The organism is Pseudomonas sp. AM8 (assembly GCF_036346475.1).
Taxonomy (GTDB): domain Bacteria; phylum Pseudomonadota; class Gammaproteobacteria; order Pseudomonadales; family Pseudomonadaceae; genus Aquipseudomonas; species Aquipseudomonas marginalis.
Genome location: NZ_JAOTNX010000007.1, coordinates 193,335 through 218,408, shown reverse-complemented (window position 1 = coordinate 218,408; position 25,074 = coordinate 193,335). Strand labels below are relative to the sequence as shown.

Below are 25,074 nucleotides of genomic sequence, written 5' to 3'. Positions count from 1 at the left end.
TCAGAGTTGACGAATGACCTTGGCAGCGGTCGCCACGTTATGGGCCAGGTGCAGCGGATTGATGGTCCCGACAATAGCACTGGCGACGCCCGTTTGCGCAAACAACAGCATGAAACTGGCGTGTATTGGATCCATTCCCGGTTCCAGGCAGACGTGGCCGCTGGCCAGCGCCTTTTTGACCAGGATGCCCTTGCCATGGGCCGCCGCATACTCAATGACGGCTTTTTCCGCCTGTTCGTTCAGATTGTAGGTGACCATCGCGCAATCACCTTGTTCCAGAGCCTTCACGCCACCTTCGACGGTTTTGCCGGAGAAACCGAAACCGCGAATCTTGCCCTCTTGTTTCAGCTGCGCGAGGGTCTGGTACACCTCACAGTCGTTGAGGATGTGCAGGTCGTTGCCATCGGAGTGCACCAGCACCAGATCGATAAAATCCGTTTCAAGTCGTTTCAAGCTGCGTTCGATCGACATCCGTGTATGGGCAGCGCTGAAATCATGGCGGGACAGGCCTTCTTCGAACTCTTCGCCGACCTTGCTGACAATCACCCAGTCCTGGCGCTGGCCGCGCAGCAGTGGCCCCAGGCGTTCTTCGCTACGCCCGTAGGCGGGTGCGGTATCGATCAGGTTGATGCCCAGCTGGCGGGCCTGGCGCAGCAACATCCGTGCTTCGTCGTCATCGGGAATGGTGAAGCCGCTGGGGTACTTCACACCCTGGTCGCGGCCCAGCTTGACGGTGCCGAGGCCGAGCGGCGACACCAGCAGGCCGGTGCTGCCCAAGGGGCGGTGCAGGTCGTGCAGGGTCGGCAGGCTCATGGCAACAGTTGCTCCCAGGCTGGTACGCCGATGGCGGGTTTTGGCAGGTCGGGCAAAGGCTCCGATGCGCTTGGGCGGATGCCGTCGCGTTCGAGGCTGTTGATCACGCGATCGGCGAAATCCGGCGCCAGCGCCAGCTTGGTCGGCCAGCCCACCAGCAGGCGGCCCTCTTCGGCGACGAAGGCGTTGTCAGGCCGGCTCAGGCCCGATTGCAGGGGTTCTGCGCGATCGACCCGTAGCGTGGCCCAGTGGGTCTGGCTCATATCGATCCAGGGCAGCAGGTGCGCCAACTCTTTCCGGGCGGTGGCGATCTGTTCTTCGGGTGTGCGTGCCACGCCGTCGGCCTCGGCAATGTCGCCGCCCATGTACCACACCCAATTGCCATCGGCAGCCGGGTGCGTGGTGACAGTGATGCGCGGCTTGGTACCGCCGCCCAGGCAGTGGGCGTACAGCGGCTTCAGGCCTGGGCCCTTGGCGATGATCATATGCAACGGGCGTTTCTGCATGGCCGGCTGGCTCAGGCCCAGGGCGGCGAGCAGTTCGGCGGTACCGCCACCGGCGCTCAGGACGATGCGCTGGGCGCGGATTTCGCGGCCATCGACGTTCAAGCCCACCAAGGTGTCGCCTTCGTAAAGGGGGGCGATATGCTGCCCGGCGAGCAAGCCGTCACCGGCCAGTTGCGCCAGGCGTTCGATCACGCTGGGTACGTCCACCACCAGTTCGGCCAGGCGATAGACCTTGCCCTTGAAGCCACGGTCTTGCAGGGCTGGCGGCAGGTCGTCGCCCTTGACCTGATCGACACGGCCGCGCACGGCCTTGCTGGCAAAAAAGCTGGTGAGGTTGCCGGCGATCGTGCCTGGGGACCACAGGTAATGGGCTTGCGAGAGCACGCGCACGCCGGACAGGTCCAGCTCGCCGTCACCGGCCAGGGCTTCACGCCAGCGACGCGGCATATCGGCAATCGCTTCGGAGGCGCCGGTGAGGGCGCCGTGCAGCGCGTATTTCGCACCGCCATGAATGATCCCCTGGGACTTCACGCTCTGCCCGCCACCTAATGTGGCGTTTTCCACCAGCACCGTGGAAAACCCCTGGCGGCGTAGGCGCGCATTCAGCCAGAGGCCGGCAACTCCGGCGCCGACAATCAGGACGTCGGTGGAAATAGGCATGCGCGCGAGACCTCGTGGATAGAAAAGGGCGTGCAGTATAGCGCGCAGCGACAAGTTATCGGCTGCAAGCGGCAAGTTAGAAGCGATTCGCGGCGCTCTTTCTTGCCGCTTGTCGCTCGCAACTTACTGCTGCTTTTAATGCCCTGCAGTTTTCGAGAACAGCTGGATGACCACCACGCCCAGCACAATCAGGCCCATCCCCAGCATCGCCGGCACATCGAGCTTCTGCCCATAGATAAACAGCGCGGCAATGCTCACCATCACGATGCCCATCCCGGCCCATACCGCATAGGCCACGCCGACGGGCACGGTACGCACCACCAGGGTCAGCATCCAGAACGCCACGCCGTAGCCGACGATCACCAGCAACAGCGGGATGGGAGTACTCCAGCCCTTGATGGCTTTCATGGAAACGGTAGCGATCACTTCCGAGCAGATGGCAATAGCCAGGTAGCAGTAGGCGGCGTTCATGGGTGAGTCCTCGGTGTAAAGCAATCTGATAAGGCCGGCATTCTAGAGTTTTATCAGATGGGGTAAAGTCATTACCTATCCGAAATTAAGATGGGTTGTGGGATGAGCATGCAATGGAACCTGGAACAGATGCGTTTGTTTGTCAGCGTCGCCGAGCAGCGTTCGTTTTCAGCGGTGGCGCGCGGGCAGCGCAAAGCGCAATCGGCAGTCAGCAACGCGATTGCGATGCTGGAGACCGACCTTGGCGTGAGCCTGTTCGAGCGTAGCAGCGGCCGCCAGCCCAGCCTCACCGAAGCCGGCAGTGTGTTGCTGGAGGAGGCCCGCGAAGTGCTGCGCCAATGTGAGCGCCTCAATGGCCGGGCACTGTCACTGACCCGCGGTGAAGAAGCCTGCCTGCGCCTGGCCCAGGATGAAGCGATGTTGTTCCAGCCGGTACTCGACAGCCTTGAGGCATTGGCGGGGCGATACCCGTTGCTGGAAGTACAACTGTCCAGCGCCGCCCAGGGCGATGTGGCGCGCAAGTTGGTGGAGCGCCAGGCCGACCTGGGCCTGCTGTTCTATCACGACCAGATCCCCGAAGCCTTGGAGCGGCGGGTGGTAGGCAGCGTGGAGATGGTCACGGTGTGCGGCGTGAACCACCCGTTGGCCAAGGAGCCCTACGTGACGTGCCAGCACCTGGCCCAGTTTCGCCAGTTGTTGATGTCGACCCAGACCAGTGTCTACCCCGGCAGCGAAGCGGCCAGCCCGCTGGTGTGGCGTGCCGACAGTTTCTACGTACTGGCCGAATGGCTGATGAGCGGCCTGGGCTGGGCGTGGCTGCCACGGCATATCGTGCAATACCCGACCTATCAGCAGCAGATGGTGGAATTGGACAGCGAATGGACGCCACCGGCCCTGGTGGTGGAGCTGGTCTGGCGGCGCGACGAGCACCTGGGCCCCGCCGCGCGCTTTCTCGCCAAACGTTTTGCCGAGTGCTTGCAGGCGATCGACTGAAAAAGCCGATAAACTCCACCGCCATGAATAGAACTCTCTACAGCTGTCTGTTTTACCTGGCGCTGCCGTTGGTGGCCTTACGTCTCTGGTTGCGTGCACGCAAGGCGCCGGCCTATGCCCGGCGCGTCGGCGAGCGGTTTTCCTATGGCTTGCCGGCGATGCAGCCGGGCGGGATCTGGGTACATGCGGTGTCGGTGGGCGAAAGCATTGCCGCGGCGCCGATGATCCGCGGCTTGTTGGCGCGTTATCCACAGCTGCCGGTCACCGTCACCTGCATGACACCCACCGGTTCCGAGCGCATCCAGGCGTTGTTCGCCAACGAGCCGCGCATCCAGCATTGCTACCTGCCTTACGATTTGCCCTGTGCAGCCAAGCGTTTTCTCGATCGTGTACAGCCCCGGCTGGCGGTGATCATGGAGACCGAGTTGTGGCCCAACCATATCCACGCCTGCGCCCGGCGCGGTATTCCGGTGGCCTTGGCCAATGCGCGGCTGTCGGCGCGTTCGGCCAAGGGCTATGCGCGTTTTGCCAGGCTGACGGCGCCGATGCTATCGGAAATGAGCCTGTTCGCGGTACAGACCGAGACTGAGGCCCAGCGTTTCCTGAGCCTGGGCGCACGCCCGGAAACCGTCGAAGTCACCGGCTCGATCAAGTTCGACCTGACCATCGACCCCGAGCTGCCGCTGCGTGCCGCCGCCCTGCGCGAGCAATGGGGCGCCGCTGAGCGCCCGGTGTGGATCGCTGCCAGTACCCACGAAGGCGAAGATGACGTGGTGCTGGCGGCCCACCGGCAACTGCTCGAGAGCTATCCCAACGCGCTGCTGATCCTGGTGCCGCGTCATCAGGAGCGCTTCGGCCCGATGTTCGAGTTGTGCGCGCAACAAGGGTTTGTCACGGTGCGTCGCTCCAGCGGCGAGCCGGTGACCGCGCAAACCTCGGTACTGCTCGGCGATACCATGGGCGAGCTGTTGTTTCTCTATGCCCTGGCCGACAGCGCCTTTGTCGGCGGCAGCCTGGTCGCGACCGGCGGGCACAACCCGCTGGAACCGGCGGCGCTGGCCAAGCCGGTGATCATGGGCCCCCATGTGTTCAACTTCCTCGAAATCACCGCGATGATGCGCGAAGCGGGGGCGTTGCGAGAGGTGGAGGACGCAGAAGGGCTGGCCGAGGCCGTACGCCAGCTGTTCGAACTGCCGCAGGATGCACGCCGCATGGCGCAGGCGGGGCTCAAGGTGATGCAGGCTAATCAGGGGGCGCTTAAGCGCTTGCTGGATGGTTTGGATAGACTGATAGCTCACTGACTTAACACCGTTACCAATGTGGGAGGGTGTAGAACCCTCCCACATTGGTTTTGTGGTGTGCTCAGTAGCCCGGGCGGGCCTTGAGCTGCTCGGCGGCGGCCTTGGCCAGGTCCGGCGGCAGGAAGTCGCGATCCGGGTTGTAGTCGGCCTTGAGGTAGCGCGTCAGGTCCTGCAGGTCCCCTGGGTTCAAGGTGCCCGCCGCCTGTTTCAAGCGCAGGTTGTCGAGGATGTAGTCGTAGCGGCTGTTGTTGTAGTTGCGCACCGACGCGTAGAGCTGGCGCTGTGAGTCCAGCACGTCGACGATATTGCGCGTACCCACCTGGTAACCGATTTCCGTGGCTTCCACGGCGCTCTGGTTGGAGATGATCGACTGGCGGCGCGCCTGGACCTGTTCCACATCGGTGTTTACCGCGCGGTGCAGGTTGCGCGTGTTTTCCACCACCTGGCGACGCAGGCCTTCGCGTTGCTGCTCGGTCTGGCCCAGGCGCGAATACGACTCCCGCACCTGCGAGCTGGTCAGGCCGCCGCTGTAGATCGGGATGTTCAGGCGCAGGCCGATGGTGCGCTGCTCCACATCGCCACGGTACGGCGTGCCGAAGGCATTCGGGTTGCTGAAGCCAAGGGCGTCGTTGTCACCTTTTTCATACTGTGCGACGGCGTCCAGGGTCGGCGCATGGCCGGCCTTGCGCTGCTTGAGGGTTTCTTCGGCGGCCGTGACGGCGTAGTTGCTGGCCAGCAGGTTCAGGTTCTGGCGACCGGCGGTCTCGACCCAGGCCTTGGCGTCGTTGGGCAGCGGTGGCAACACCGGCAGCGTGTGGACAATGCCCTGGATCGAGTTGTACTGGTGGTTGGTCAGGGTAATCAGCGCTTCAAAGGCATCGTCCACCTGGCGCTGGGCCAGGATCCGGTTGGCCCGTGCAGTGTCATAGCTGGCCTGGGATTGCAGCACATCGGTCTTGTCCGACAGGCCCACGTCGAAGCGCTCGTTGGATTGATCCAGCTGGCGCTTGAAGGCATTTTCCTCGGCCTTGGTCGAGGCCAGGTTGTCCTGGGCGCGCAGCACGGCGAAGTAGCTCTCGGCGCTTTGCAGGATCAGGTTCTGTTCGGTGGCCGAGAGTTGCAGCGCCGCCTGTTCGTTGGTGGCTTCGGCGGCTTGCAGTTGGAACCAGCGATCGGCGCGGAACAGCGGCTGGCTCAGGGTCGCGCGCCAGGAGTGGGCGTCGCGGTTGGCCGTGGCGGCGGGTGTGTCGATCTGGGTGCGCACGTTATTGATGTCGGCACCGCCCGACAGGTTCGGCAGCAACCCCGCGCGGGCCTGGGGCACGACTTCTTTCTGCGCGCCGTATTGGGCGCGGGCGGCAGCGAGGTCGGCGTTGTTATCCACCGCTTCCTGATAGACGCTGACCAGGTCAGTTTTGGCGGACAAGGGCGCTTCAGCTGCCCAGACCATTCCGTTGGTCGCACAAGACACGGCGAGAGCCAGTGAGAGTTTGCGCAGCATGAGGCGATCCCTAGTGTGAATATTACGGCGATAATTTAACGCCCAAGGCTAAGACGGGCCATTCCTGGCGTCAAGCATTGTGGCGGCAATCGAGTGTAGTGGCGCTGACTCGGCGCAACAATCCCGCAATCACGCCATTCATCACGCTGAATGCACCGCTATTGGCAATTTGCCCACGGCATGGTCTAGACTGGCCGAGTTCTTGTCGGGGTGCCTTGTTGGAAGGCTGAGATCGGTAAATACCGGATCCCGTTGAACCTGATCAGGTTAACGCCTGCGTAGGGAACAAGATTTCTCGTCCCCCGGCGAGTCCTCTTGTGCTTCGTCCGGGATGTTGTTCGACCTTCGAACAACCCTCGTGCACCAAGCACAGCACTGGTTTCAGTGCATCCGTCCGTCACAGGTTCGCTCCGACAAAAAATCCACCGCCTGGATAGTTGGAGAGCCCGTGATGAGCACAGAAATAAAAAGTACAAAACTGAAAAACACCGTGCATTTGAGTGAATCGGCCAAGGTCGACTCCGGCTCCGTGCAGCCGTTTACCCGCTCGCAAAAAATCTACGTGCAGGGCACTCGCCCGGACATTCGCGTACCCATGCGTGAAATCAGCCTGGACGTGACCCCCACCGACTTCGGCGGCGAAATCAATGCGCCCGTGGTGGTCTACGACACCTCCGGCCCGTACACCGACCCGAATGTGATCATCGACGTGCGCAAAGGCCTGGGCGATGTGCGCTCGCCGTGGATCGAAGCGCGTGGCGACACCGAGCGCCTGTCGGGCTTGAGTTCGCACTTTGGCCAACAGCGCCTGAGCGATGCCGAGCTGACCGCCCTGCGCTTCGCCCATGTGAAGAACCCACGCCGCGCCAAGGCCGGGGCCAACGTCACCCAGATGCACTACGCGCGCAAAGGCATCATCACCGCCGAGATGGAATACGTTGCCATCCGCGAAAACATGAAGCTGGAAGAAGCCCGCGCCAGTGGCCTGCTCGACCAGCAACACGCCGGCCACAGCTTCGGTGCCAGCGTGCCGAAAATCATCACCCCCGAATTCGTGCGTGAAGAAATCGCCCGTGGCCGCGCGATCATCCCGGCCAACATCAACCACACCGAACTGGAACCGATGATCATCGGCCGTAACTTCCTGGTGAAGATCAACGGCAACATCGGCAACAGCGCCCTGGGTTCGTCCATCGAAGAAGAAGTGGCGAAACTCACCTGGGGCATTCGCTGGGGCTCGGACACCGTGATGGACCTGTCCACCGGCAAGCACATCCACGAAACCCGTGAGTGGATCATCCGCAACTCGCCGGTGCCGATCGGTACCGTGCCGATCTACCAGGCCCTGGAAAAAGTCGGCGGCGCGGCCGAAGACCTGACCTGGGAGCTGTTCCGCGACACCCTGATCGAACAGGCCGAGCAGGGCGTCGATTACTTCACCATCCATGCGGGCGTGCTGCTGCGCTACGTGCCGCTGACCGCCAAGCGCGTCACCGGCATCGTGTCCCGTGGCGGTTCGATCATGGCCAAGTGGTGCCTGGCGCACCACAAAGAGAACTTCACCTACACGCATTTCGACGAAATCTGCGAAATCATGAAGGCCTATGACGTCAGCTTCTCCCTCGGCGACGGCCTGCGCCCAGGCTCGATTGCCGACGCCAACGACGCCGCGCAGTTCGGCGAACTGGAAACCCTTGGCGAGCTGACCAAGATCGCCTGGAAGCACGACGTGCAAACCATGATCGAAGGCCCCGGCCACGTGCCGATGCAGTTGATCAAGGAGAACATGGACAAGCAGCTCGAATGCTGCGACGAAGCGCCGTTCTACACCCTGGGCCCACTGACCACCGACATCGCGCCGGGCTATGACCACATCACCTCCGGCATCGGTGCGGCGATGATCGGCTGGTTCGGTTGCGCCATGCTCTGCTACGTCACGCCCAAGGAACACCTGGGCCTGCCGAACAAGGATGACGTGAAGACCGGGATCATCACCTACAAGATCGCCGCCCATGCGGCGGACTTGGCCAAGGGGCATCCGGGCGCGCAGATCCGCGATAACGCCTTGAGCAAGGCACGCTTCGAGTTCCGCTGGGAAGACCAGTTCAACCTCGGCCTGGACCCGGACACCGCGCGTTCGTACCACGACGAAACCCTGCCGAAGGACTCGGCCAAGGTCGCGCACTTCTGCTCCATGTGCGGGCCGAAGTTCTGCTCGATGAAAATCACCCAGGAAGTGCGCGAGTACGCGGCCAACCAGCGCATTGACGCGGTGGATGTGGACGTGGCCAAGGGCTTGGCGGAGCAGGCGGAGCGGTTCAAGCAGGAAGGCAGTCAGTTGTACAAGAAAGTTTAAGCGGCAAGCGGCAAGCTACAAGTTAAAAGCTGAATCTGCTTTTTCTTGCGGCTTGCGGCTCGTAACCATGTTCTCTTGAGACTTCTGATTTGAACACTTATTCCCCTGACATCGCGGTCACCTCCGACAAGCGCGTCTTCGGCGCCCGCGACCTGTTCTCCCTGTGGTTTTCCCTTGGCATCGGCCTGATGGTCCTGCAGACCGGTGCCTTGCTCGCGCCGGGCCTGGGCTTGTCTGGCTCCTTGCTGGCGATTTTCCTCGGCACCCTGGTCGGCGTGCTGTTGCTGGCCGCCGTCGGTGTGATCGGCAGCGACACCGGCCTGTCCGCCATGGCCGCCCTCAAGCTCAGCCTCGGGGCCAAAGGTGCGAGCCTGCCGGCGTTGTTGAACCTGCTGCAACTGATTGGCTGGGGCTCGTTCGAAATCATCGTGATGCGCGATGCCGCCAGCCTGTTGGGCGCACGCACGTTCAGCGACGGCAGCCTGTTGGCCAGCCCGTTGCTGTGGACACTGTTCTTCGGTGGTTTGGCGACCTTGCTGGCGGTCAGCGGGCCATTGACGTTCGTACGCAAGATCCTGCGCAAATGGGGGATCTGGCTGCTGCTGGCGGCCTGCCTGTGGCTGACCTGGAACCTGTTCGCCAAGGCTGACCTCGGCGCACTCTGGGCTCGGGCCGGTGACGGTTCGATGCCCTTTGCGGTGGGCTTTGATATCGCCATCGCCATGCCGCTGTCGTGGTTGCCGCTGATTGCCGATTACTCCCGCTTCGGCAAGCGCGCCAAGAGTGTGTTTGGCGGCACGGCGCTGGGCTTCTTTATCGGCAATTTCTGGCTGATGAGCCTGGGCGTGGCCTACACCCTGGCGTTTGCGCCCAGCGGTGAAGTGAATGCGCTGTTGCTGGCGCTGGCCGGGGCCGGCCTGGGGATTCCGCTGCTGCTGATCCTGTTGGACGAGTCGGAAAACGCCTTTGCCGATATTCACTCGGCGGCGGTGTCCAGTGGGATGCTGTTGCGCGTGAAGGTCGAGCACCTGGCCCTGGCCATTGGTGTGATCTGCACCCTGATCGCCTGTTTTGCCCCGTTGGCGCAATACCAGAACTTCCTGTTGCTGATCGGCTCAGTGTTTGCGCCGTTGTTCGGCGTGGTGCTGGTGGATCATTTCATCCTGCGCCGTCGTGCTAATGGCAATGTCGCCAGCCTGCGTTGGCCGGCTCTATTGGCCTGGTTGGGTGGCATCGGCACTTATCACCTGTTGGCCAACCTGTACCCGGACATCGGCGCAACCCTGCCGGCGCTGGTGCTGGCAGGGTTGTTGCAGTTCATCCTGGGGCGGGCCTTCAGCGGCGCGCGGGCACCAGCTCAGGCTTGAGGATGCCTTCCAGGCGCGAGTAGGGGATCTGCAACTCGACATGGCCCAGGGCGTACGGCGCGATGGTGCTGGTGGGGTACTTGAGGATCACACCCCCGTAGGTCAGCGCCACGTTCGGGGTTTTCTGGAACGGGTAGGTTTTCACGAACTCCGGTTCCAGGCTCAGGCGGGTGCTGATCAGCCAGCTGTTGTGCGCCACCTGGGCGGCTTTCCAGAACGCGTCTTCCTTGCCTGGCAGCAGCATATCGCTCAGCCACAGGGCCTTTTGCTGCTGGCGCGAATAGTTGATGAACGCGCGGCCAGGCTCGCCGTGGGTGGCGCCCTGGTCCAGGTAGCTGGACAGCTCGATGATTACCAAACCGTCATGCTGCTCCCGTACCTTGGCCTGCAAGTACATGCTGTTGCGTGGGGCGGCGGTGCCGAGGAATTGCTCGCGATAGGACTCCAGGCTCGACGGCAGCGGGTCGCCCGCGTTGGTACGGGTCATTTCCAGCAGGCGTTGCTCGATCAAGGCATCCAGCTTGGGTTCCTTGGCAAAGTGCACGGTGTCGATATTCACCAGCGGGCAATCGCTGGCGGCGCAGCCCGGCTTGCTCTGCTCGCTGGCGTCGCGGGTGGCTTCCAGCGGTGTGCGATAGCTGGGTTGGAACAGGCTTTGGCAGGCGCCGAGGGTCAGGGCGATGCAGGCCACGGAGGCGATTTTTAAAAGCGACATGGATGTCCTTCGTCTATCGATAAGAGCGAAATTGTGCAGCTTCGACTACCAGCAAGGCAGTCAGTTCGCCACTAAGCTGATTGAGCGTGAGTTTGACCTCCTCCGTCTGGCCCGGCAACCGCAAAGGGGCTGCACCAAGGGGCACGAGCGCGTTAGGATGGCGCGAATTGCACCGGACATGATGAGGAAGGGTATGACAGACATTGCGAAATCGACGCCGAGCACGATCGAGATTGTTCAGCGCGACAATGCCTACAAGGGCTTCTACCAGCTCGATCGCGTGCAATTGCGCCACGAAAAATTCGCTGGCGGCATGAGCCGAGTGATCAATCGCGAAGTCTTCGTCCGTCACGACGCCGTGTGTGTTCTGCCCTACGATCCGCAGCGTGATGAAGTGGTGCTCAACGAGCAGTTTCGCGTGGGGGCCATGGGCCGTACCGACAATCCATGGTTGATCGAGATGGTCGCCGGCCTGATCGACAGGGATGAGCAGCCGGAGGAGGTTGCACACCGCGAGGCCGAGGAGGAAGCTGGGCTGACGTTCTCCGCACTGTGGCCGATCACCAAGTATTTCCCGTCGCCCGGTGGCAGTACCGAATTTGTCCACTTGTACCTGGGTCGCTGCGACAGCTCGGGGGCCGGTGGTGTCCATGGACTGGAAGAAGAGGCAGAAGACATCCGCGTCACGGTCTGGGCTTTTGAAGACGCCCTGCAAGCCGTGCGCGACGGCAGGATTTCCAACGCAGCCAGCATTATCGCCCTGCAATGGCTTGCGCTTAATCGCGCGGAAGTGAGGGGGTTATGGCAGTAAAGGCACGGGAACGTTATCGAGTCGACCTGATCGGGCTGCAAGCCGCCTGCGAGGCGAACTATGCGCGGCTGATGCGTCTGTTGCCCGACATGCGCCACACCCCGGAGGCGCGCCGCATCGGCGTGACCCATGGCGACCAGATGCTGGGCGTGCTGGCCCTGGAAGTCATCGTCAATTGCCCGTACACCACCACCCTGCGGGTGCGCCAGGAACACAGCCTGCCGTGGCTGCCGGTGCCGCAGATGGAAGTGCAGGTGTACCACGATGCGCGGATGGCCGAAGTGATCAGCGCCGAACATGCGCGGCGCTTTCGCAGCATTTATCCTTACCCGAATGTGTTCATGCACCAGCCCGATGAGAAAGCACAGCTCAATGTGTTCCTCGGTGAATGGTTGAGCCACTGCCTGGCCCTGGGCCACGAGTTCGAAGTCGTGCGGTAGATGTGAACTGCGTCTGCTTCCTGGGTTTCCTCTTTGCGTCCTGCCCCAGCATAATCGCTCCAACTCTATATTCCTGTGATTGCCTTGGGAGAGCGCCTTGCCGAGCGTATCCACCTTGAACCCCGATGCTGCGCTGCTGGTGCAGCTGTCCGACAGCCACCTGTTTGCCGAGGCCGACAGCCTGCTGTTGGGCATGAACACCCGTGAGAGCCTGCAGCGGGTGATTGGATTGGTGCGCCAGCAACAGCCGCACATCGACCTGGTAGTGGCCACGGGGGACTTGTCCCAGGACGGTACGCTGGCGTCTTACCAGGCATTTCGTGACCTGACTCAGCAGATCAAGGCCCCGGCGCGCTGGATTCCCGGTAATCACGACGAACCGCAGATTATGGTGCACGCCGCCGCGCACAGTGACCTGCTGGAGCCCGTAGTGGACGTCGGCAACTGGCGTATCACCCTGCTCGACTCCGCCGTGCCGGGCTCGGTGCCGGGCTACCTGCAGGATTCGCAGCTGCAATTGCTGGCTCAAGCCTTGAGCGAAGCCCCGAACCGCCATCATCTGGTGTGTTTCCACCATCACCCGGTGCCCATCGGCTGTGCGTGGATGGAACCTATCGGCTTGCGCAACCCCGATGCGTTGTTTGCCGTGCTGGACCGTTTTCCGCAGGTGAGGGCAGTGCTCTGGGGCCACGTGCACCAGGAGATCGACCGCGAGCGCAACGGCGTGCGCCTGCTGGCTTCGCCGTCCACCTGCATCCAGTTCGCGCCGGGCAGCGAGGATTTCAAGGTCAGCGAGCAAGCGCCGGGTTATCGTTGGTTGCGCCTGTATGCCGACGGACGGTTGGAGACCGGGGTGGAGCGGGTCGAAGGCTTCGCCTTCCAGGTGGACTACGGCAGTGACGGCTATTGACGTCTCGGCGGCTAAATATCCAGAACCTTCGCCAGCCTCACTACCGTAAGCCCTGGACCCAACTGCCGCAGCGAGGGCTGGATCAACACGCAGTCGTCATGGGGTGTGACGATCTCGCGCCGGTCGTCCCGAGCGATCACTGTTCCAGCCTGGGCTATGCGCTCAAGGCCGCGGAAGTCATCGGTAAAACGGAAGTCCATGCTGTGGGCGATCACCGGTTCAGTGACTTGCAGGCATTGCTGGGGCCCCGGCTTTTCCTGGCTCAGGAGCTTCAAGACGTCGGCCTCGGCGACTGCATCAGTCGCCATCAGGAAGCGTGCGGCAATATCGAGGGCGACGTGTTGGCTTTTTTTAGAAAAATGTTGGCCGGTCTCGATCAGCAGTGCGTTTTTTTGGCTGGCGGGATCGCCAAACCCACCATAGTCACGCATACGCCGGCCATTGGCGTGGCCGGCGTCGACCACCACGGTTGCCGGTACGCCTAACGATTTTGCGAATTTCAGGCCTTTGGCGCAGGCCCCACACATCATCAGTGGTGGGGATTCTTCGTGCATCGAATGGATATCGAGCAGCAAGTCGACACTGTCGATCAGCGGTCGCAGCTCACGTGCGCGACGCAGTTCCACGGAGTCTCGGTCGCCGTCCAGTGTTGATGGTAGCCAGACACGGTTCATGTCCTCGTCGACAAAACGGGTGGCGTCAATGTCGTGTGGGTCGAAGCGGTGATAGGCCTCGATATTGCCGAACGCCAGTGACAAACGGCCTTTGCGAGGGCGCACGCCGCTGCGCAGCAAGGCGTCTACTGCGATTGCTCCGCTGACTTCATTGCCATGGGTCAGTGCCATGACCAGCACATGTGGCCCAGGCGTGCCGCTGTCAAAACTGTGGACATAGTCGATCCCGCAGTTGCCGGCTTTCCATTGGCTGAGATCGGGGAACTCGACTTCCACAGGGTACGGTGTCAGTGATGCACGAACCTGCTCAAGGGTTTTCATGTCTGCCTCCGAGGGCTCAAGGTGGGTACCTTGTCGCGGGGGCGAGCCGCGACAAGCAGGGGGGACTCGCGGCCCTTAACTGGCGCAGGGATGGGCGCTGCGCATGCGCCGGCCCAGGCAGGCGATCGCCAGTACGCTGATCAAAATGGTTGCCATCACATAAAAGCTCGGCGCCAGTTTGCTGCCGCTTGCCTCGATCATCCAGGTCACGATCAACGGGGCGAAACCACCAAACAGGGTCACGGAAAAGTTGTAGCTCAGCGCCAGCCCAGTACCGCGAATGCTGGTTGGGAAGATGTCGGCAAGCATTGCCGGGATTGGCCCCAGGCAGGCCGCAATCAATACGCCGACAAGCGCTTGCACGACCAGCAGCGTGGAGAAACTGGGGAAGATATTGAGCAGCAGGAACATCGGATAAGACGACAGTCCGGTAATCGACAAGGCGATGGTCAACACTCGGAATCGCCCGTGGCGATCGGAAAGCCCACCGAAAATCGGGGCCATGAGCATCAACGTAATGCCGGTCATCAGGGCCCCCAGGTAGGACGACGTGGCGGTGATGCTCAGTTGTTTAAAGGCGTAGATCGGCATGTACAGCTTATGCACGTAATTGAATGCGGTCGCGCCCGCCACCACGCCGATAGCCAGCAACAGGCTGACGTGCCCTTTGATCAGGACATCCCGCAGTGGGGTCTTGACCGCTACGTTGGCTACGTTTTTCTTGAAGTCCGGCGTTTCATCGATTTGTCTGCGAATGTAAAAGCCTACCGGCCCGATCAGCAGGCCGAAGCCGAAGGCTACACGCCAGCCCCAATCGTTCAACTGCACATCCGACAGCGCATAGCTGAGGATCGCACTGACACCCGCCGCCAGCACAGTTGCCAGCCCCTGGGTAGACAATTGCCAGCTGGCAAAGAAACCCCGTCGCCCGGCGTCGGCGTGTTCGACCATGAACGCGGTCGCCGCGCCAAATTCGCCGCCCGTGGAAAACCCCTGGAGCATGCGGGCAACGATGATCAGCAGCGGCGCCGCCAGGCCGATCTGCTCGTAGGTCGGGGCGAACGTAATCATTGCGGTGCCGACCAGCATGATCATGATCGACAGCGTCAATGACGCCTTTCGTCCGGCTCTGTCGGTGTATGAACCGAGCACAATGGCGCCCAGCGGGCGCATCAAAAAGGAAATGCCGAACGAGCCTACGGCCAGCAGCAATGAGGTGGTTTCGTTATCGGACGGAAAAAACTGTTTGCCGATGACGACTGCAAAATAGCCATAGATCAGTAAGTCATAGAACTCCAGCGCGTTGCCGACGCTGGCAGCGATGATCTCTTTCCATGGGCCGCGCCGGGTGGGAGCTTGGGCCGATGATAAGGCGGATGATTGAGTTGTCATGAGTGTGCACCGGGTTTGTTTCACTGTTGGCCTACGGACTCTCCGAACCGCAGCGCGGCCTGGCGACATCGAAGGCGTTAATTGTTATGGGTGAAAGCCCGGATGAAAGTGAACCAAAGGCGGCAGAACGGCAATTGCTCTTTCGGCACAGATTTGAGCTGTTTCGGCACGACCCGGCAGGTTGTTGCCGGCAGCGGTGATAGAGCGCGTAAATCCGGCTACTGGGTGGTGGAGGGGGTCAAGGCTGTCCATATCCTCATCACCATCTCGCTCCGGTTGGCGCGCAGGCGATGCAGCGAAACGTCGAAACTGACGCAAAATTCGGCGCCCCCCGCCATCAGCAGCTCGCCCGATGCCAGCGCGTCGTTGACGACCATGCGCGGCAACCACGCCAGCCCCCGGCCACGCTTGGCCATTTCCAGAATGGCGTCATAGGAGTCCGCTTGGTAAACCATTCGCAGCGCCAGGCGCTGCGGCAGTCGATCCAAATGCCGGGCCAGTACGCTGCGCAGTGTCAGAGTGGGTGAGAAGGCCAGCCAAGGGATGGGCAGGGCGTTGCTGTCGGCGAGTATCTGCAGTTGCGGCTGTCCAGGGGCGCTCGGGGCGCTGACCGGTAGCAGTTCCTCCTTGGCCAGTACTCGGGAGTCGAAATGCTCCGGGTCCAACAGCGTCTGGGTCAGCGGGCTGGAAAAACTCAGCAGCAGATCAACCTCGCCGGCGGACAACCGGCTGATCGCTTCTTGCGCACCGCTGGTGAGCAATGACACCGCAAAGCTGCCCAGTTTCGGGTGCAATGACTCGTACCAATCGGGGAAAAAGTCACAGGCCAGGGTCCGGCCGGTGGCGATGCGCACCGGTTCGTCGCGGCTGAGGGTGTCATTTTTGAACTGCGCTCTGACAGTGCCCAGCAATTCCAGCGATTGAGTGGCGGCATCAAGGAACAGCAGGCCGCAGGGTGTCAGTGACAGGGGTTGCTTGCGCTCGATCAATGGCGTGCCGACCCATTCTTCCAGCGCCCGGATACGTCGACCGAACGCTGGATGCGTGACACAGCGATTTTCGGCGGCACGCGACAGGCTGCGAGTGCGCGCCAGTTCGACAAAATCCTCAAGCCATTCAAGTTGCATGGTGTTTCCCCGCTTGAAGTCGGGCCACTGGCCTCCGGCCATATATCCGGGTTCCCGGGCCGCAGATAGTACCGTCAGCGGCGATCGGCTGCACCCACAAGCCCCCTGTTCCCTGTAAACTGCGCCTCTTTGGCAGCCCCAGCGAGGCCCCGGCATGTCCGCTTCGATCCTGTATATCCACGGTTTCAACAGTGCGCCCGCGTCCAACAAGGCCTGCCAGCTGGTTACCGTGATGGACACCCTGGGCCTGGCTGATCAATTGCGCGTGCCGGCCCTGCATCACCATCCCCGTCAGGCAATTCCTCAATTGGAGGAAGCCATTGCCCAGCTGGGGCGGCCGCTGCTGGTCGGCAGCTCGCTCGGCGGCTACTATGCAACCCATCTTGCCGAGCGCCATGGCCTCAAGGCACTCCTGGTCAACCCGGCGGTCAGCCCCCATCGGATGTTCGACGGTTACCTGGGCACCCAGAAGAACCTCTACACCGATGAAACCTGGGAACTGACCCACGACCATGTCACGGCGCTGGCCGAGCTGGAAGTACCGGCGCCCCAGGACGCCGCGCGTTACCAGGTGTGGTTGCAGACCGGCGATGAAACACTGGATTATCGCCTCGCCCAGCAGTATTACCGGGCCTGTGCCTTGCGCATCCAGGCCGGTGGCGACCATGGTTACCAGGGGTTTGCCCAGCAATTACCGGCATTGTTGAGTTTTGCCGGCATTGGCGCAGATCAGTATCAATCCTTCGATTTCTCGGCACTGTAATTGCCTTGGAAATTGCAGGTTACTTTTTAATCGAACGACTCACGACGAGACCCCATGGCCACTCCCAGCGCTAGCTCTTATAACGCCGACGCCATCGAAGTCCTCTCGGGCCTCGACCCGGTGCGCAAACGCCCCGGCATGTACACCGACACCAGTCGGCCGAACCACCTTGCCCAGGAAGTCATCGACAACAGCGTCGACGAAGCCTTGGCCGGGCACGCCAAGTCGGTGCACGTCATTCTTCACGCCGACCACTCCCTGGAAGTGTCCGACGATGGTCGCGGCATGCCGGTGGACATTCACCCGGAAGAGGGTGTGTCGGGCGTCGAGCTGATCCTCACCAAGCTGCACGCCGGCGGCAAGTTCTCCAACAAGAACTACCAGTTCTCCGGTGGCTTGCACGGTGTGGGTATTTCCGTGGTCAATGCCCTGTCCACGCTGGTGCGGGTCAAGGTCAAGCGCGACGGCAACGAGTACGAGATGACCTTCGCCGATGGCTACAAAGCCACCGACCTGCAGGTGATCGGTACCGTTGGCAAGCGCAATACCGGCACCAGCGTGTACTTTGCGCCGGACCCTAAGTACTTCGACTCGCCGAAATTCTCCATCAGCCGTCTCAAGCACGTGCTCAAGGCCAAGGCCGTACTGTGCCCGGGCCTGCTGGTGACCTTTGAAGACAAAGGCACTGGCGAGAAGGTCGAGTGGCACTACGAAGACGGCCTGCGTTCCTACCTGGAAGACTCCGTCAGTGATTTCGAACGCCTGCCCAACGAGCCGTTCTGCGGCAGCCTGGCCGGCAACAAGGAAGCCGTCGACTGGGCGCTGCTGTGGCTGCCCGAAGGCGGCGACAGCGTTCAGGAAAGCTATGTCAACCTGATCCCCACCGCCCAGGGCGGCACCCACGTCAACGGCCTGCGCCAGGGCCTGCTGGATGCCATGCGCGAATTCTGCGAATACCGCAGCCTGCTGCCGCGTGGCGTGAAGCTGGCGCCGGAAGACGTGTGGGAGCGCATTGCGTTCGTGCTGTCGATGAAAATGCAAGAGCCGCAGTTCTCCGGCCAGACCAAGGAACGCCTGTCGTCCCGCGAAGCGGCGGCGTTTGTCTCCGGTGTGGTCAAGGATGCTTTCAGCCTGTGGCTCAACGAGCACCCGGAGCTGGGCCTGGCCCTGGCGGAACTGGCGATCAACAACGCCGGCCGTCGCCTCAAGGCCAGCAAGAAGGTCGAGCGCAAGCGCATTACCCAGGGCCCGGCATTGCCGGGCAAGTTGGCCGATTGCGCCGGGCAGGACCCGATGCGCTCCGAGCTGTTCCTGGTCGAAGGTGACTCCGCCGGTGGTTCCGCCAAACAAGCGCGGGACAAGGAATTCCAGGCGATCCTGCCGTTGCGCGGCAAGATCCTCAATACCTGGGAAGTCGATGGCAGCGAAGTCCTTGCCAGCCAGGAAGTGCACAACATTGCCGTGGCCATCGGCGTCGACCCAGGCGCAGCCGACATGAGCCAGCTGCGCTACGGCAAGATCTGCATCCTCGCCGACGCCGACTCCGACGGCCTGCACATCGCGACCCTGCTGTGCGCGTTGTTCGTGCAGCACTTCCGTCCGTTGGTGGATGCCGGTCACGTCTACGTCGCCATGCCGCCGCTGTACCGGATCGACCTGGGAAAGGAGATTTTCTACGCCCTGGACGAAGCCGAGCGCGATGGCATTCTCGACCGCCTGGTGGCCGAGAAGAAGCGTGGCAAGCCGCAGGTCACCCGATTCAAGGGCCTGGGTGAAATGAACCCGCCGCAACTGCGTGAGACCACCATGGACCCCAACACCCGGCGCCTGGTGCAGTTGACCCTGGAAGACTTCGCCGCCACCTCGGAAATGATGGACATGCTGCTGGCGAAGAAACGCGCGCCGGACCGCAAGTCCTGGCTGGAATCCAAGGGCAACCTGGCTGAGGTCCTGGGCTGATGCGCACAGGTGTCGCCCTGGCGATCCTGATGTTGAGCGGGCTGGTGGCCACTTCGGTAGTTGCCGCGCCCGTGGCTGAGCTCAAGCTGGTGTCCGAACACCCGGTGGACGGCATGCGCGGCGGGAACCTGTCGGGCCTGGCGCTGTGTGGCAAGGAGCTGTGGACGGTTTCCGATCGTGATGACGACCAGATCTACCGTCTCGATACCCGTGCGCCGACCTGGCAAGCCGAAGCGGTAAGCATCGATGTGCCGCCGGTGCCGGAATCCGGGCTGCCCTGGGGGCTGCGTTCGCGCACCAAGGCTGCGTCGTTCATTCGCGGCGGCGACCTGGATTTCGAAGGCATCACCTGCGATGCCGCCGGCAATCGCTACATTGTCAGCGAAGCCCATGCGGCGGTGCTGCAAGTACCGGTGAGCGGTGCGCCTGAATGGTTGAAGATCGCCCCGGGCATGGTGCGTGAAGCCCGGGCCAGTGGCATGTTGCTGCACTTCAATGCGTTGTTCGAAGGCCTGGCAATCAACCCCGAGGGCAATCAGATCTGGCTGGCTGCGGAGCGTGAGCGGCGCGGCCTCATCTCCATCAAGCGCCCGCAAAGCCTGTGGGATTGCGACGGCCCTTGCGTGTTGCTGAGCGAGGCCGGCCAGGAGATGCAGCCGGCCAAGTTCGTCGGTGCCAAGGCGGTGTCCAAGGATTTCGCCGATCTGTCACTGTTCAACGGCAAGCTGTTTACCCTGGAGCGCAATGCGTTCCAGATCTGCCGGCGCGATACGGTCACGGCCAAGGTCGAGCTGTGCTGGTCGTTCGCCGACGAAACCCTGACGCCCGAGCGGCGTTACGCCCAGCCCTATGGCCTGGCCGAAGCCCTGGTGCTGGACGCAGACGGTGCCTGGCTGGGCATCGACAATAATTTCGGCCCCCGCGCCGATGGTGAAAAACGCCCCATGGTCTATCGTTTTGCCGCCCCCGCTGGCGGCTGGAGCGCCCAGCCATGAGCCGCTACTTTTTTGAATCGATCCGGCGCGGCGGCATTTCCGCTGCGCCTTACCAAACAATGATGAGGCCCGCATGAGTGACATCCTCGCAGACAGCTTAGATGGCGTAGAACGCCGGTCGCTGGCTGACTTCACCGAAAATGCCTACCTCAACTACTCCATGTACGTGATCATGGACCGTGCCTTGCCGCATATCGGCGACGGCCTCAAGCCCGTACAGCGGCGCATCATCTACGCCATGAGTGAGTTGGGCCTGGACGCCGACTCCAAGCACAAGAAGTCGGCGCGTACCGTCGGTGACGTGCTCGGTAAGTTCCACCCCCACGGCGATTCGGCGTGCTACGAAGCCATGGTGCTGATGGCCCAGCCGTTCAGCTACCGCTACACCCTCGTCGACGGCCAGGGCAACTGGGGTGCGCCGGATGATCCCAAGTCCTTCGCGGCCATGCGTTACACCGAGGCGCGCCTGTCGCGCTATTCGGAAGTGCTGCTCAGCGAACTGGGCCAGGGTACCGCGAACTGGGGGCCGAACTTTGACGGTACTCTCGACGAGCCCCTGGTGTTGCCCGCACGTTTGCCGAATATCCTGCTCAATGGCACCACCGGCATCGCGGTCGGCATGGCCACCGACGTACCGCCGCATAACCTGCGCGAAGTCGCCACCGCCTGCGTACGCTTGCTGGATGAGCCCAAGGCCACGGTCGAGCAGCTGTGCGAGCATATCCAGGGCCCGGATTACCCGACCGAAGCGGAAATCATCACGCCGCGCGCCGACCTGCTGAAGATGTACGAAACCGGCAAGGGCTCGGTGCGCATGCGTGCCGTGTATCACATCGAAGACGGCGACATTATCGTCACCGCCCTGCCGCACCAGGTGTCCGGTGCCAAGGTGCTGGAGCAGATTGCCGCGCTGATGCAGGCCAAACCGTCGAAACTGCCCCAGGTCGCTGACCTGCGTGACGAGTCCGACCACGAAAACCCATGCCGCATCGTGATCATCCCGACGAACAGCCGGGTCGACCACGAAGTGCTGATGCAACATCTGTTTGCCAGCACGGACCTGGAGTCCAGCTACCGGGTCAACGTCAACATCATCGGTCTGGACGGCAAGCCGCAGTTGAAAAACCTGCGCAACCTGTTGGTCGAGTGGCTGGAGTTCCGGATACAAACCGTACGCCGCCGCCTGCAGTTCCGCCTCGACAAGGTCGAACGCCGCCTGCACCTGTTGGACGGCTTGCTGATTGCCTACCTCAACCTGGATGAAGTGATCCACATCATCCGTACCGCCGAGCACCCGAAAGCCGAGCTGATCGCGCGTTTCGAGCTGAGCGAGATCCAGGCCGACTACATCCTCGACACCCGCTTGCGTCAGTTGGCACGCCTGGAAGAGATGAAGTTGCGCGACGAACAGGACGCGTTGCTCAAGGAGCAAGCCAAGCTGCAAGCCCTGCTGGGCAGCGAAGCCAAGCTGAAGAAGCTGGTGCGCAGCGAGTTGATCAAGGACGCCGAAACCTATGGCGACGACCGCCGTTCGCCAATCGTTCAGCGTGCCGAAGCCAAGGCGCTGACAGAGACCGAACTGCTGCCGAACGAGAAAATTACCGTCGTTCTGTCGGAAAAGGGTTGGGTTCGTTCAGCCAAAGGGCATGATATTGACGCCACTGGCCTGTCGTACAAGGCCGGTGATGGCTTCAAAACTGCTGCAGCCGGGCGTTCCAACCAGTTTGCGGTGTTTATTGACTCCACCGGGCGCAGTTATTCGGTGCCGGCCCATACCTTGCCATCGGCGCGGGGGCAGGGCGAGCCGTTGACCGGCCGCCTGACGCCGCCACCTGGGGCGAATTTTGAATGTGTGCTGCTGCCGGATGACGAGTCGCTGTATGTGATCGCCTCCGACGCGGGTTACGGGTTCGTGGTCAAGGGTGAAGACCTGCAGGCCAAGAACAAGGCGGGCAAGGCATTGTTGAGCCTGCCGAACAACGCCAAGGTCATCCTGCCGCGTCCGGTGGAAGACCGCGAAGGCAACTGGCTGGCGTCGGTGACCACCGAAGGGCGCTTGCTGGTGTTCAAGATCAGCGATCTGCCGCAGTTGGGTAAAGGCAAGGGCAACAAGATTATTGGTATTCCCGGCGAGCGGGTGGCCAGTCGCGAAGAGTACGTGACCGACATCGCGGTGATCCCGGAAGGTGCCACCCTGGTGCTCCAGGCCGGCAAGCGCACGTTGTCATTGCGCCCCGACGACCTTGAACACTACAAGGGCGAGCGTGGTCGTCGCGGTAATAAACTGCCTCGCGGCTTCCAGCGTGTGGATGCTTTGCTGGTGGAAACGCCGGTTTAAGGCGTATTAGAGCCCTCGATCTACGATTTAAAGCGTAGATCGACGCTTTGGCGCTGGAGTCATGGCGCATATTCACGGATGATATGGCCTTTCCAGCGCCGGCGTGGCCGAGCGTGTTTAGGTTATTTTTAGTATTACATTGTGGTTCGCCTTGTGGCAGCCACCTGGATGGGATGATGACTGCTCCACGCGTTCCTCTATTTTTGATGCTCGCTGGCCTTTTGGGGTTGGCGGGTTGCAGCACACACCAGCCTGTGTCGCTGTACCAGCTGGACAGCGGAAGTCCAGCTCAGCCAGCCCAGACCGCTGGCATGGCCGTTTTGCTCGGGCCGGTGGTCGTCGCCGACTACCTGCAACGCGAAACCCTGCTGCAACGTCAGAACGATGGAAGCCTGCAAGGTTCCACCGATGGTCGTTGGGCAGGCAGTTTATCGTCTGACATCAACCAGTTGATGTTGCGTCAGGTGGCCGGTCAGTTGGACAGCCAGCGTGTGGTCCTGGCGCCCGCACCAACCGGCTTCAGCCCGGATGTGCAGGTCTTGCTGACCATTACCCGGCTCGACTCCGGTAAATCGCAACCGGCGATCCTCGATGCGCAATGGCGCTTGATCGACCGTCGCGGCCAGGTGCGTGATAACCGCATCGTGCACCTGCAGGAAGAACATGCCGGCACCACCGCGTCCCAGGTTCAGGCCCAGGGCGTGCTGCTGCAGCAATTGGCGCAGCAGTTGTCGGTGGCCCTCAAGCCCTTGGCCAACCAGCCCCCCATCGCCGAGGCGCCCCGTAAGTCGGCCCCGGTACAGGCCAAGCCGGCAGAGCCGCAAAAGCCGAAGATGCCGATGGCTACGCCGATCCGTACGGATATGGAAGTGTTCAGGTTCTGATCTGAATCGCAGATAAGCAAAAAGGCCCGCTGATTCAGCGGGCCTTTTTGCTTATCTGCGATTGACTTGAGGCTTGTTGAGATCCAAATGTGGGAGGGGGCAAGCCCTAATGCTTTTTGTAGGAGCGAGCTTGCTCGCGAAAAACTCACAGGCGCCGCGTTCATTCAGGAACAACGCGTTATCGTTGACGTTTTTCGCGAGCAAGCTCGCTCCTACAGGAGACATTAGTCCGGCGGTGTGCTTCAGGGCTTTGCGCGGGTCTCATGCATCCGTGCCAACTGCCGCTCCAGCATCGATGGATACGGCTCCATCAACCGCTCCACGCAGCTTGCCCCCTCAGGGCTGGCAATCGGGCGGATACGCGCGCGCTGGCGGATCAGCGTGTCTTCACTGATCTTGCGCTCGACCAGCAGCAGGTTGCGGCTGTGTTGGGACAAGGCCAGTGCGTCCTGGGCGTTTTCAGTCAGCAGCAGGTCGATCTGGCTCATGCCGAACAGGTCGTCGCCCACGGTGAGGCCCAGTTGCAGTTGCAGGGTGATCCCGCTGTCGGCGACTTCGATCTGCAATTCATGGCCCAGGGCGCGCAGCAACTCACCGCAGCAAATCGCATTGGTCAGGTAATCTTCGCCGCTGTCTTCGCTGTGGAACAGCATCAGCGTGCTGCCGTCGTTCAGGGTGTGCAGTTCGCTCTGGTACAGCGAGGCGGCCTGGTCGAGGCAGTCGCGGTAGCGCTCCAGCAGTTCGGTCAGGCGTGCGCGGGGCAGGCGACGCAATTGGTCCTGGGCACCCAATTGCACGGCGAGCACAGCGCTGTACTGCGGCTCGCTGCTGCGTACCGGCGCCGCCTTGGGGGCGATTGCGGGGCTGTCGGCTGACGTATCGCGCAGGTCGGCGAAGGGGTCTTCATCGTCCAGCTCGTCTTCTTCGGCCTTGAAGGCATGGCGCGGTGCCGGCTTGAGGCCCGCCACCGGCGGACGCTCGTCGAAGCCCGGGTCACGCAGGTTGCGCACTTCGAACTCGGGCTCTTCGTCGTAATCGGTGTCGTCGTATTCAGGCTCTGGCTCGACCTCGGGCACCACCGGTTCCGGGGCGAAGCTGGCGTGCAGCTGGCGGGCAAGGTCGCCGATTTCATCCTGGCGGTCGGTTGCCGGGGTGTGCTCGTCGATGTCCCGCAGCCAGATGCGCAGTTGCATGAGCGGCGTGGAGATATGCCGCCCCAGGCGCAGGCTCAGGGCCAGGGCCAATGCCAGCAGGATGGCGCTGAGGATGCCCATGCTTTGCAGGCTGATGGTCATCGGCTGCTGGAACTGCTGCATGTCGAGGCTGATACGCAGTTGGCCGGCCTTCACATCCTGAAACGTGATATTGCTCTGGTACAGGCCTTCGGCTTCGCCCAACAGGCCGTTTTTCGGGCGCTGCCCGGCTTCGGCCATGATGCGGTTGTCCACGCTGTAGATGGCAGCATGGGCCACCAGCGGGTTCTTGGTCAGGTTGTTGAGCAGCACGTTGAGGCTGAGGATGTCGTTGGACACCAGCAGCTCAGTCGCCGAAGTGGCGGTCTGCGTGGTCAGGCTCTCGCCCAGGGCGTCGGCCTGCTCGTGCATGGCCTGCTTGAATTGCAAACCCATCACGCAGGCGTAGATCACCAGGGCCAATGCGACCAGGATCACGTTATGGCTGGCGATGCGTAATGCGATCGGTACACGGCGGTGGCGCAGTGCCCGGAAGATCAGCAGGAAGAAGTTGTCGGTTTTTACTGGCGTGGGCCGGTTCACTT

General features: G+C 62.0%; 21 protein-coding genes and 1 riboswitch. Of the genes, 12 read left to right on the top strand and 9 right to left on the bottom strand.

Annotated elements, in window-relative coordinates:
* From V3W40_RS18430 to V3W40_RS18420, 3 genes are all read right to left on the bottom strand, one after another.
* A complete protein-coding gene (locus V3W40_RS18430; RefSeq protein ID WP_065946617.1) occupies window positions 1–813 on the bottom strand; it encodes an aldo/keto reductase in 813 nt (270 codons plus the stop codon).
* Window positions 810–1,979, bottom strand: coding sequence for an NAD(P)/FAD-dependent oxidoreductase (locus V3W40_RS18425; protein ID WP_065925647.1), 1,170 nt, complete (start codon window positions 1,977–1,979; stop codon window positions 810–812). The genes V3W40_RS18430 and V3W40_RS18425 overlap by 4 nt, the downstream gene beginning before the upstream one ends.
* A gap of 135 nt (window positions 1,980–2,114) precedes the next feature.
* Complete coding sequence (locus V3W40_RS18420; protein WP_027604927.1) at window positions 2,115–2,450, bottom strand: DMT family transporter; 336 nt, start codon at window positions 2,448–2,450, stop codon at window positions 2,115–2,117.
* A 102-nt stretch (window positions 2,451–2,552) separates the two neighbouring features.
* On the opposite strand from V3W40_RS18420, the gene V3W40_RS18415 reads away from it, so the two are divergent.
* Together V3W40_RS18415 and waaA are read left to right on the top strand one after the other, a co-directional pair.
* Window positions 2,553–3,443, top strand: a complete 891-nt coding sequence (locus V3W40_RS18415; RefSeq protein WP_065925646.1) for a LysR family transcriptional regulator — start codon at window positions 2,553–2,555, stop codon at window positions 3,441–3,443.
* Between the two features lie 23 nt (window positions 3,444–3,466).
* On the top strand, window positions 3,467–4,744 hold the full coding sequence (gene waaA / locus V3W40_RS18410) for a lipid IV(A) 3-deoxy-D-manno-octulosonic acid transferase (RefSeq protein WP_330215455.1): 1,278 nt from the start codon (window positions 3,467–3,469) through the stop codon (window positions 4,742–4,744).
* A 61-nt stretch (window positions 4,745–4,805) separates the two neighbouring features.
* On the opposite strand, the gene V3W40_RS18405 is transcribed toward waaA, so the two are convergent.
* Complete coding sequence (locus tag V3W40_RS18405; RefSeq protein ID WP_330215454.1) at window positions 4,806–6,245, bottom strand: TolC family outer membrane protein; 1,440 nt, start codon at window positions 6,243–6,245, stop codon at window positions 4,806–4,808.
* 196 nt (window positions 6,246–6,441) lie between these two features.
* A riboswitch (TPP riboswitch) is annotated at window positions 6,442–6,547 on the top strand.
* Window positions 6,548–6,696: 149 nt separating this feature from the next.
* Between V3W40_RS18405 and thiC the strand changes: the two genes are divergently transcribed.
* Together thiC and cytX are read left to right on the top strand one after the other, a co-directional pair.
* The gene (gene thiC / locus V3W40_RS18400; RefSeq protein ID WP_027604923.1) at window positions 6,697–8,601 is read left to right on the top strand and encodes a phosphomethylpyrimidine synthase ThiC; all 1,905 of its coding nucleotides are present in this window, start codon (window positions 6,697–6,699) and stop codon (window positions 8,599–8,601) included.
* An 89-nt stretch (window positions 8,602–8,690) separates the two neighbouring features.
* Window positions 8,691–9,968 (top strand): putative hydroxymethylpyrimidine transporter CytX, encoded by a 1,278-nt coding sequence (gene cytX, locus V3W40_RS18395; RefSeq protein WP_330215453.1) that lies wholly within the window; start codon window positions 8,691–8,693, stop codon window positions 9,966–9,968.
* Here the strand turns inward: cytX and V3W40_RS18390 are convergent.
* Entirely contained in the window at window positions 9,937–10,683 is a 747-nt protein-coding gene (locus V3W40_RS18390) for an RsiV family protein (RefSeq protein WP_027604921.1), read from the bottom strand. The genes cytX and V3W40_RS18390 overlap by 32 nt on opposite strands.
* Window positions 10,684–10,876: 193 nt before the next feature.
* On the opposite strand from V3W40_RS18390, the gene V3W40_RS18385 reads away from it, so the two are divergent.
* From V3W40_RS18385 to cpdA, 3 genes are all read left to right on the top strand, one after another.
* Entirely contained in the window at window positions 10,877–11,494 is a 618-nt protein-coding gene (locus V3W40_RS18385; protein ID WP_027604920.1) for an NUDIX domain-containing protein, read from the top strand.
* Window positions 11,485–11,934, top strand: coding sequence for a DUF1249 domain-containing protein (locus V3W40_RS18380; RefSeq protein WP_330215452.1), 450 nt, complete (start codon window positions 11,485–11,487; stop codon window positions 11,932–11,934). Before V3W40_RS18385 ends, V3W40_RS18380 begins: the two co-directional genes overlap by 10 nt.
* Before the next feature lie 97 nt (window positions 11,935–12,031).
* On the top strand, window positions 12,032–12,844 hold the full coding sequence (cpdA, locus tag V3W40_RS18375) for a 3',5'-cyclic-AMP phosphodiesterase (RefSeq protein ID WP_065925642.1): 813 nt from the start codon (window positions 12,032–12,034) through the stop codon (window positions 12,842–12,844).
* 11 nt (window positions 12,845–12,855) lie between these two features.
* Here cpdA and V3W40_RS18370 read toward each other — a convergent pair whose 3' ends face one another.
* The 3 genes from V3W40_RS18370 to V3W40_RS18360 form a co-directional block, all read right to left on the bottom strand.
* The gene (locus V3W40_RS18370) at window positions 12,856–13,839 is read right to left on the bottom strand and encodes a M14 family metallopeptidase (protein ID WP_330215451.1); all 984 of its coding nucleotides are present in this window, start codon (window positions 13,837–13,839) and stop codon (window positions 12,856–12,858) included.
* Between the two features lie 75 nt (window positions 13,840–13,914).
* On the bottom strand, window positions 13,915–15,231 hold the full coding sequence (locus V3W40_RS18365) for an MFS transporter (RefSeq protein WP_065946613.1): 1,317 nt from the start codon (window positions 15,229–15,231) through the stop codon (window positions 13,915–13,917).
* 218 nt (window positions 15,232–15,449) lie between these two features.
* Window positions 15,450–16,358, bottom strand: coding sequence for a LysR family transcriptional regulator (locus tag V3W40_RS18360; RefSeq protein ID WP_065925844.1), 909 nt, complete (start codon window positions 16,356–16,358; stop codon window positions 15,450–15,452).
* A gap of 154 nt (window positions 16,359–16,512) precedes the next feature.
* On the opposite strand from V3W40_RS18360, the gene V3W40_RS18355 reads away from it, so the two are divergent.
* From V3W40_RS18355 to V3W40_RS18335, 5 genes are all read left to right on the top strand, one after another.
* Entirely contained in the window at window positions 16,513–17,121 is a 609-nt protein-coding gene (locus V3W40_RS18355; RefSeq protein WP_137211609.1) for a YqiA/YcfP family alpha/beta fold hydrolase, read from the top strand.
* 54 nt (window positions 17,122–17,175) lie between these two features.
* Window positions 17,176–19,080, top strand: a complete 1,905-nt coding sequence (gene parE / locus V3W40_RS18350) for a DNA topoisomerase IV subunit B (RefSeq protein WP_027604917.1) — start codon at window positions 17,176–17,178, stop codon at window positions 19,078–19,080.
* Complete coding sequence (locus tag V3W40_RS18345) at window positions 19,080–20,075, top strand: esterase-like activity of phytase family protein (protein ID WP_065925638.1); 996 nt, start codon at window positions 19,080–19,082, stop codon at window positions 20,073–20,075. The genes parE and V3W40_RS18345 overlap by 1 nt, the downstream gene beginning before the upstream one ends.
* A gap of 73 nt (window positions 20,076–20,148) precedes the next feature.
* Window positions 20,149–22,413, top strand: coding sequence for a DNA topoisomerase IV subunit A (gene parC, locus V3W40_RS18340; RefSeq protein ID WP_330215450.1), 2,265 nt, complete (start codon window positions 20,149–20,151; stop codon window positions 22,411–22,413).
* A gap of 173 nt (window positions 22,414–22,586) precedes the next feature.
* Window positions 22,587–23,297 (top strand): PqiC family protein, encoded by a 711-nt coding sequence (locus tag V3W40_RS18335; RefSeq protein ID WP_027604914.1) that lies wholly within the window; start codon window positions 22,587–22,589, stop codon window positions 23,295–23,297.
* Between the two features lie 242 nt (window positions 23,298–23,539).
* Here V3W40_RS18335 and V3W40_RS18330 read toward each other — a convergent pair whose 3' ends face one another.
* Window positions 23,540–25,072, bottom strand: coding sequence for an AhpA/YtjB family protein (locus tag V3W40_RS18330; RefSeq protein ID WP_065946611.1), 1,533 nt, complete (start codon window positions 25,070–25,072; stop codon window positions 23,540–23,542).
* Between the last annotated feature and the right edge of the window lie 2 nt (window positions 25,073–25,074).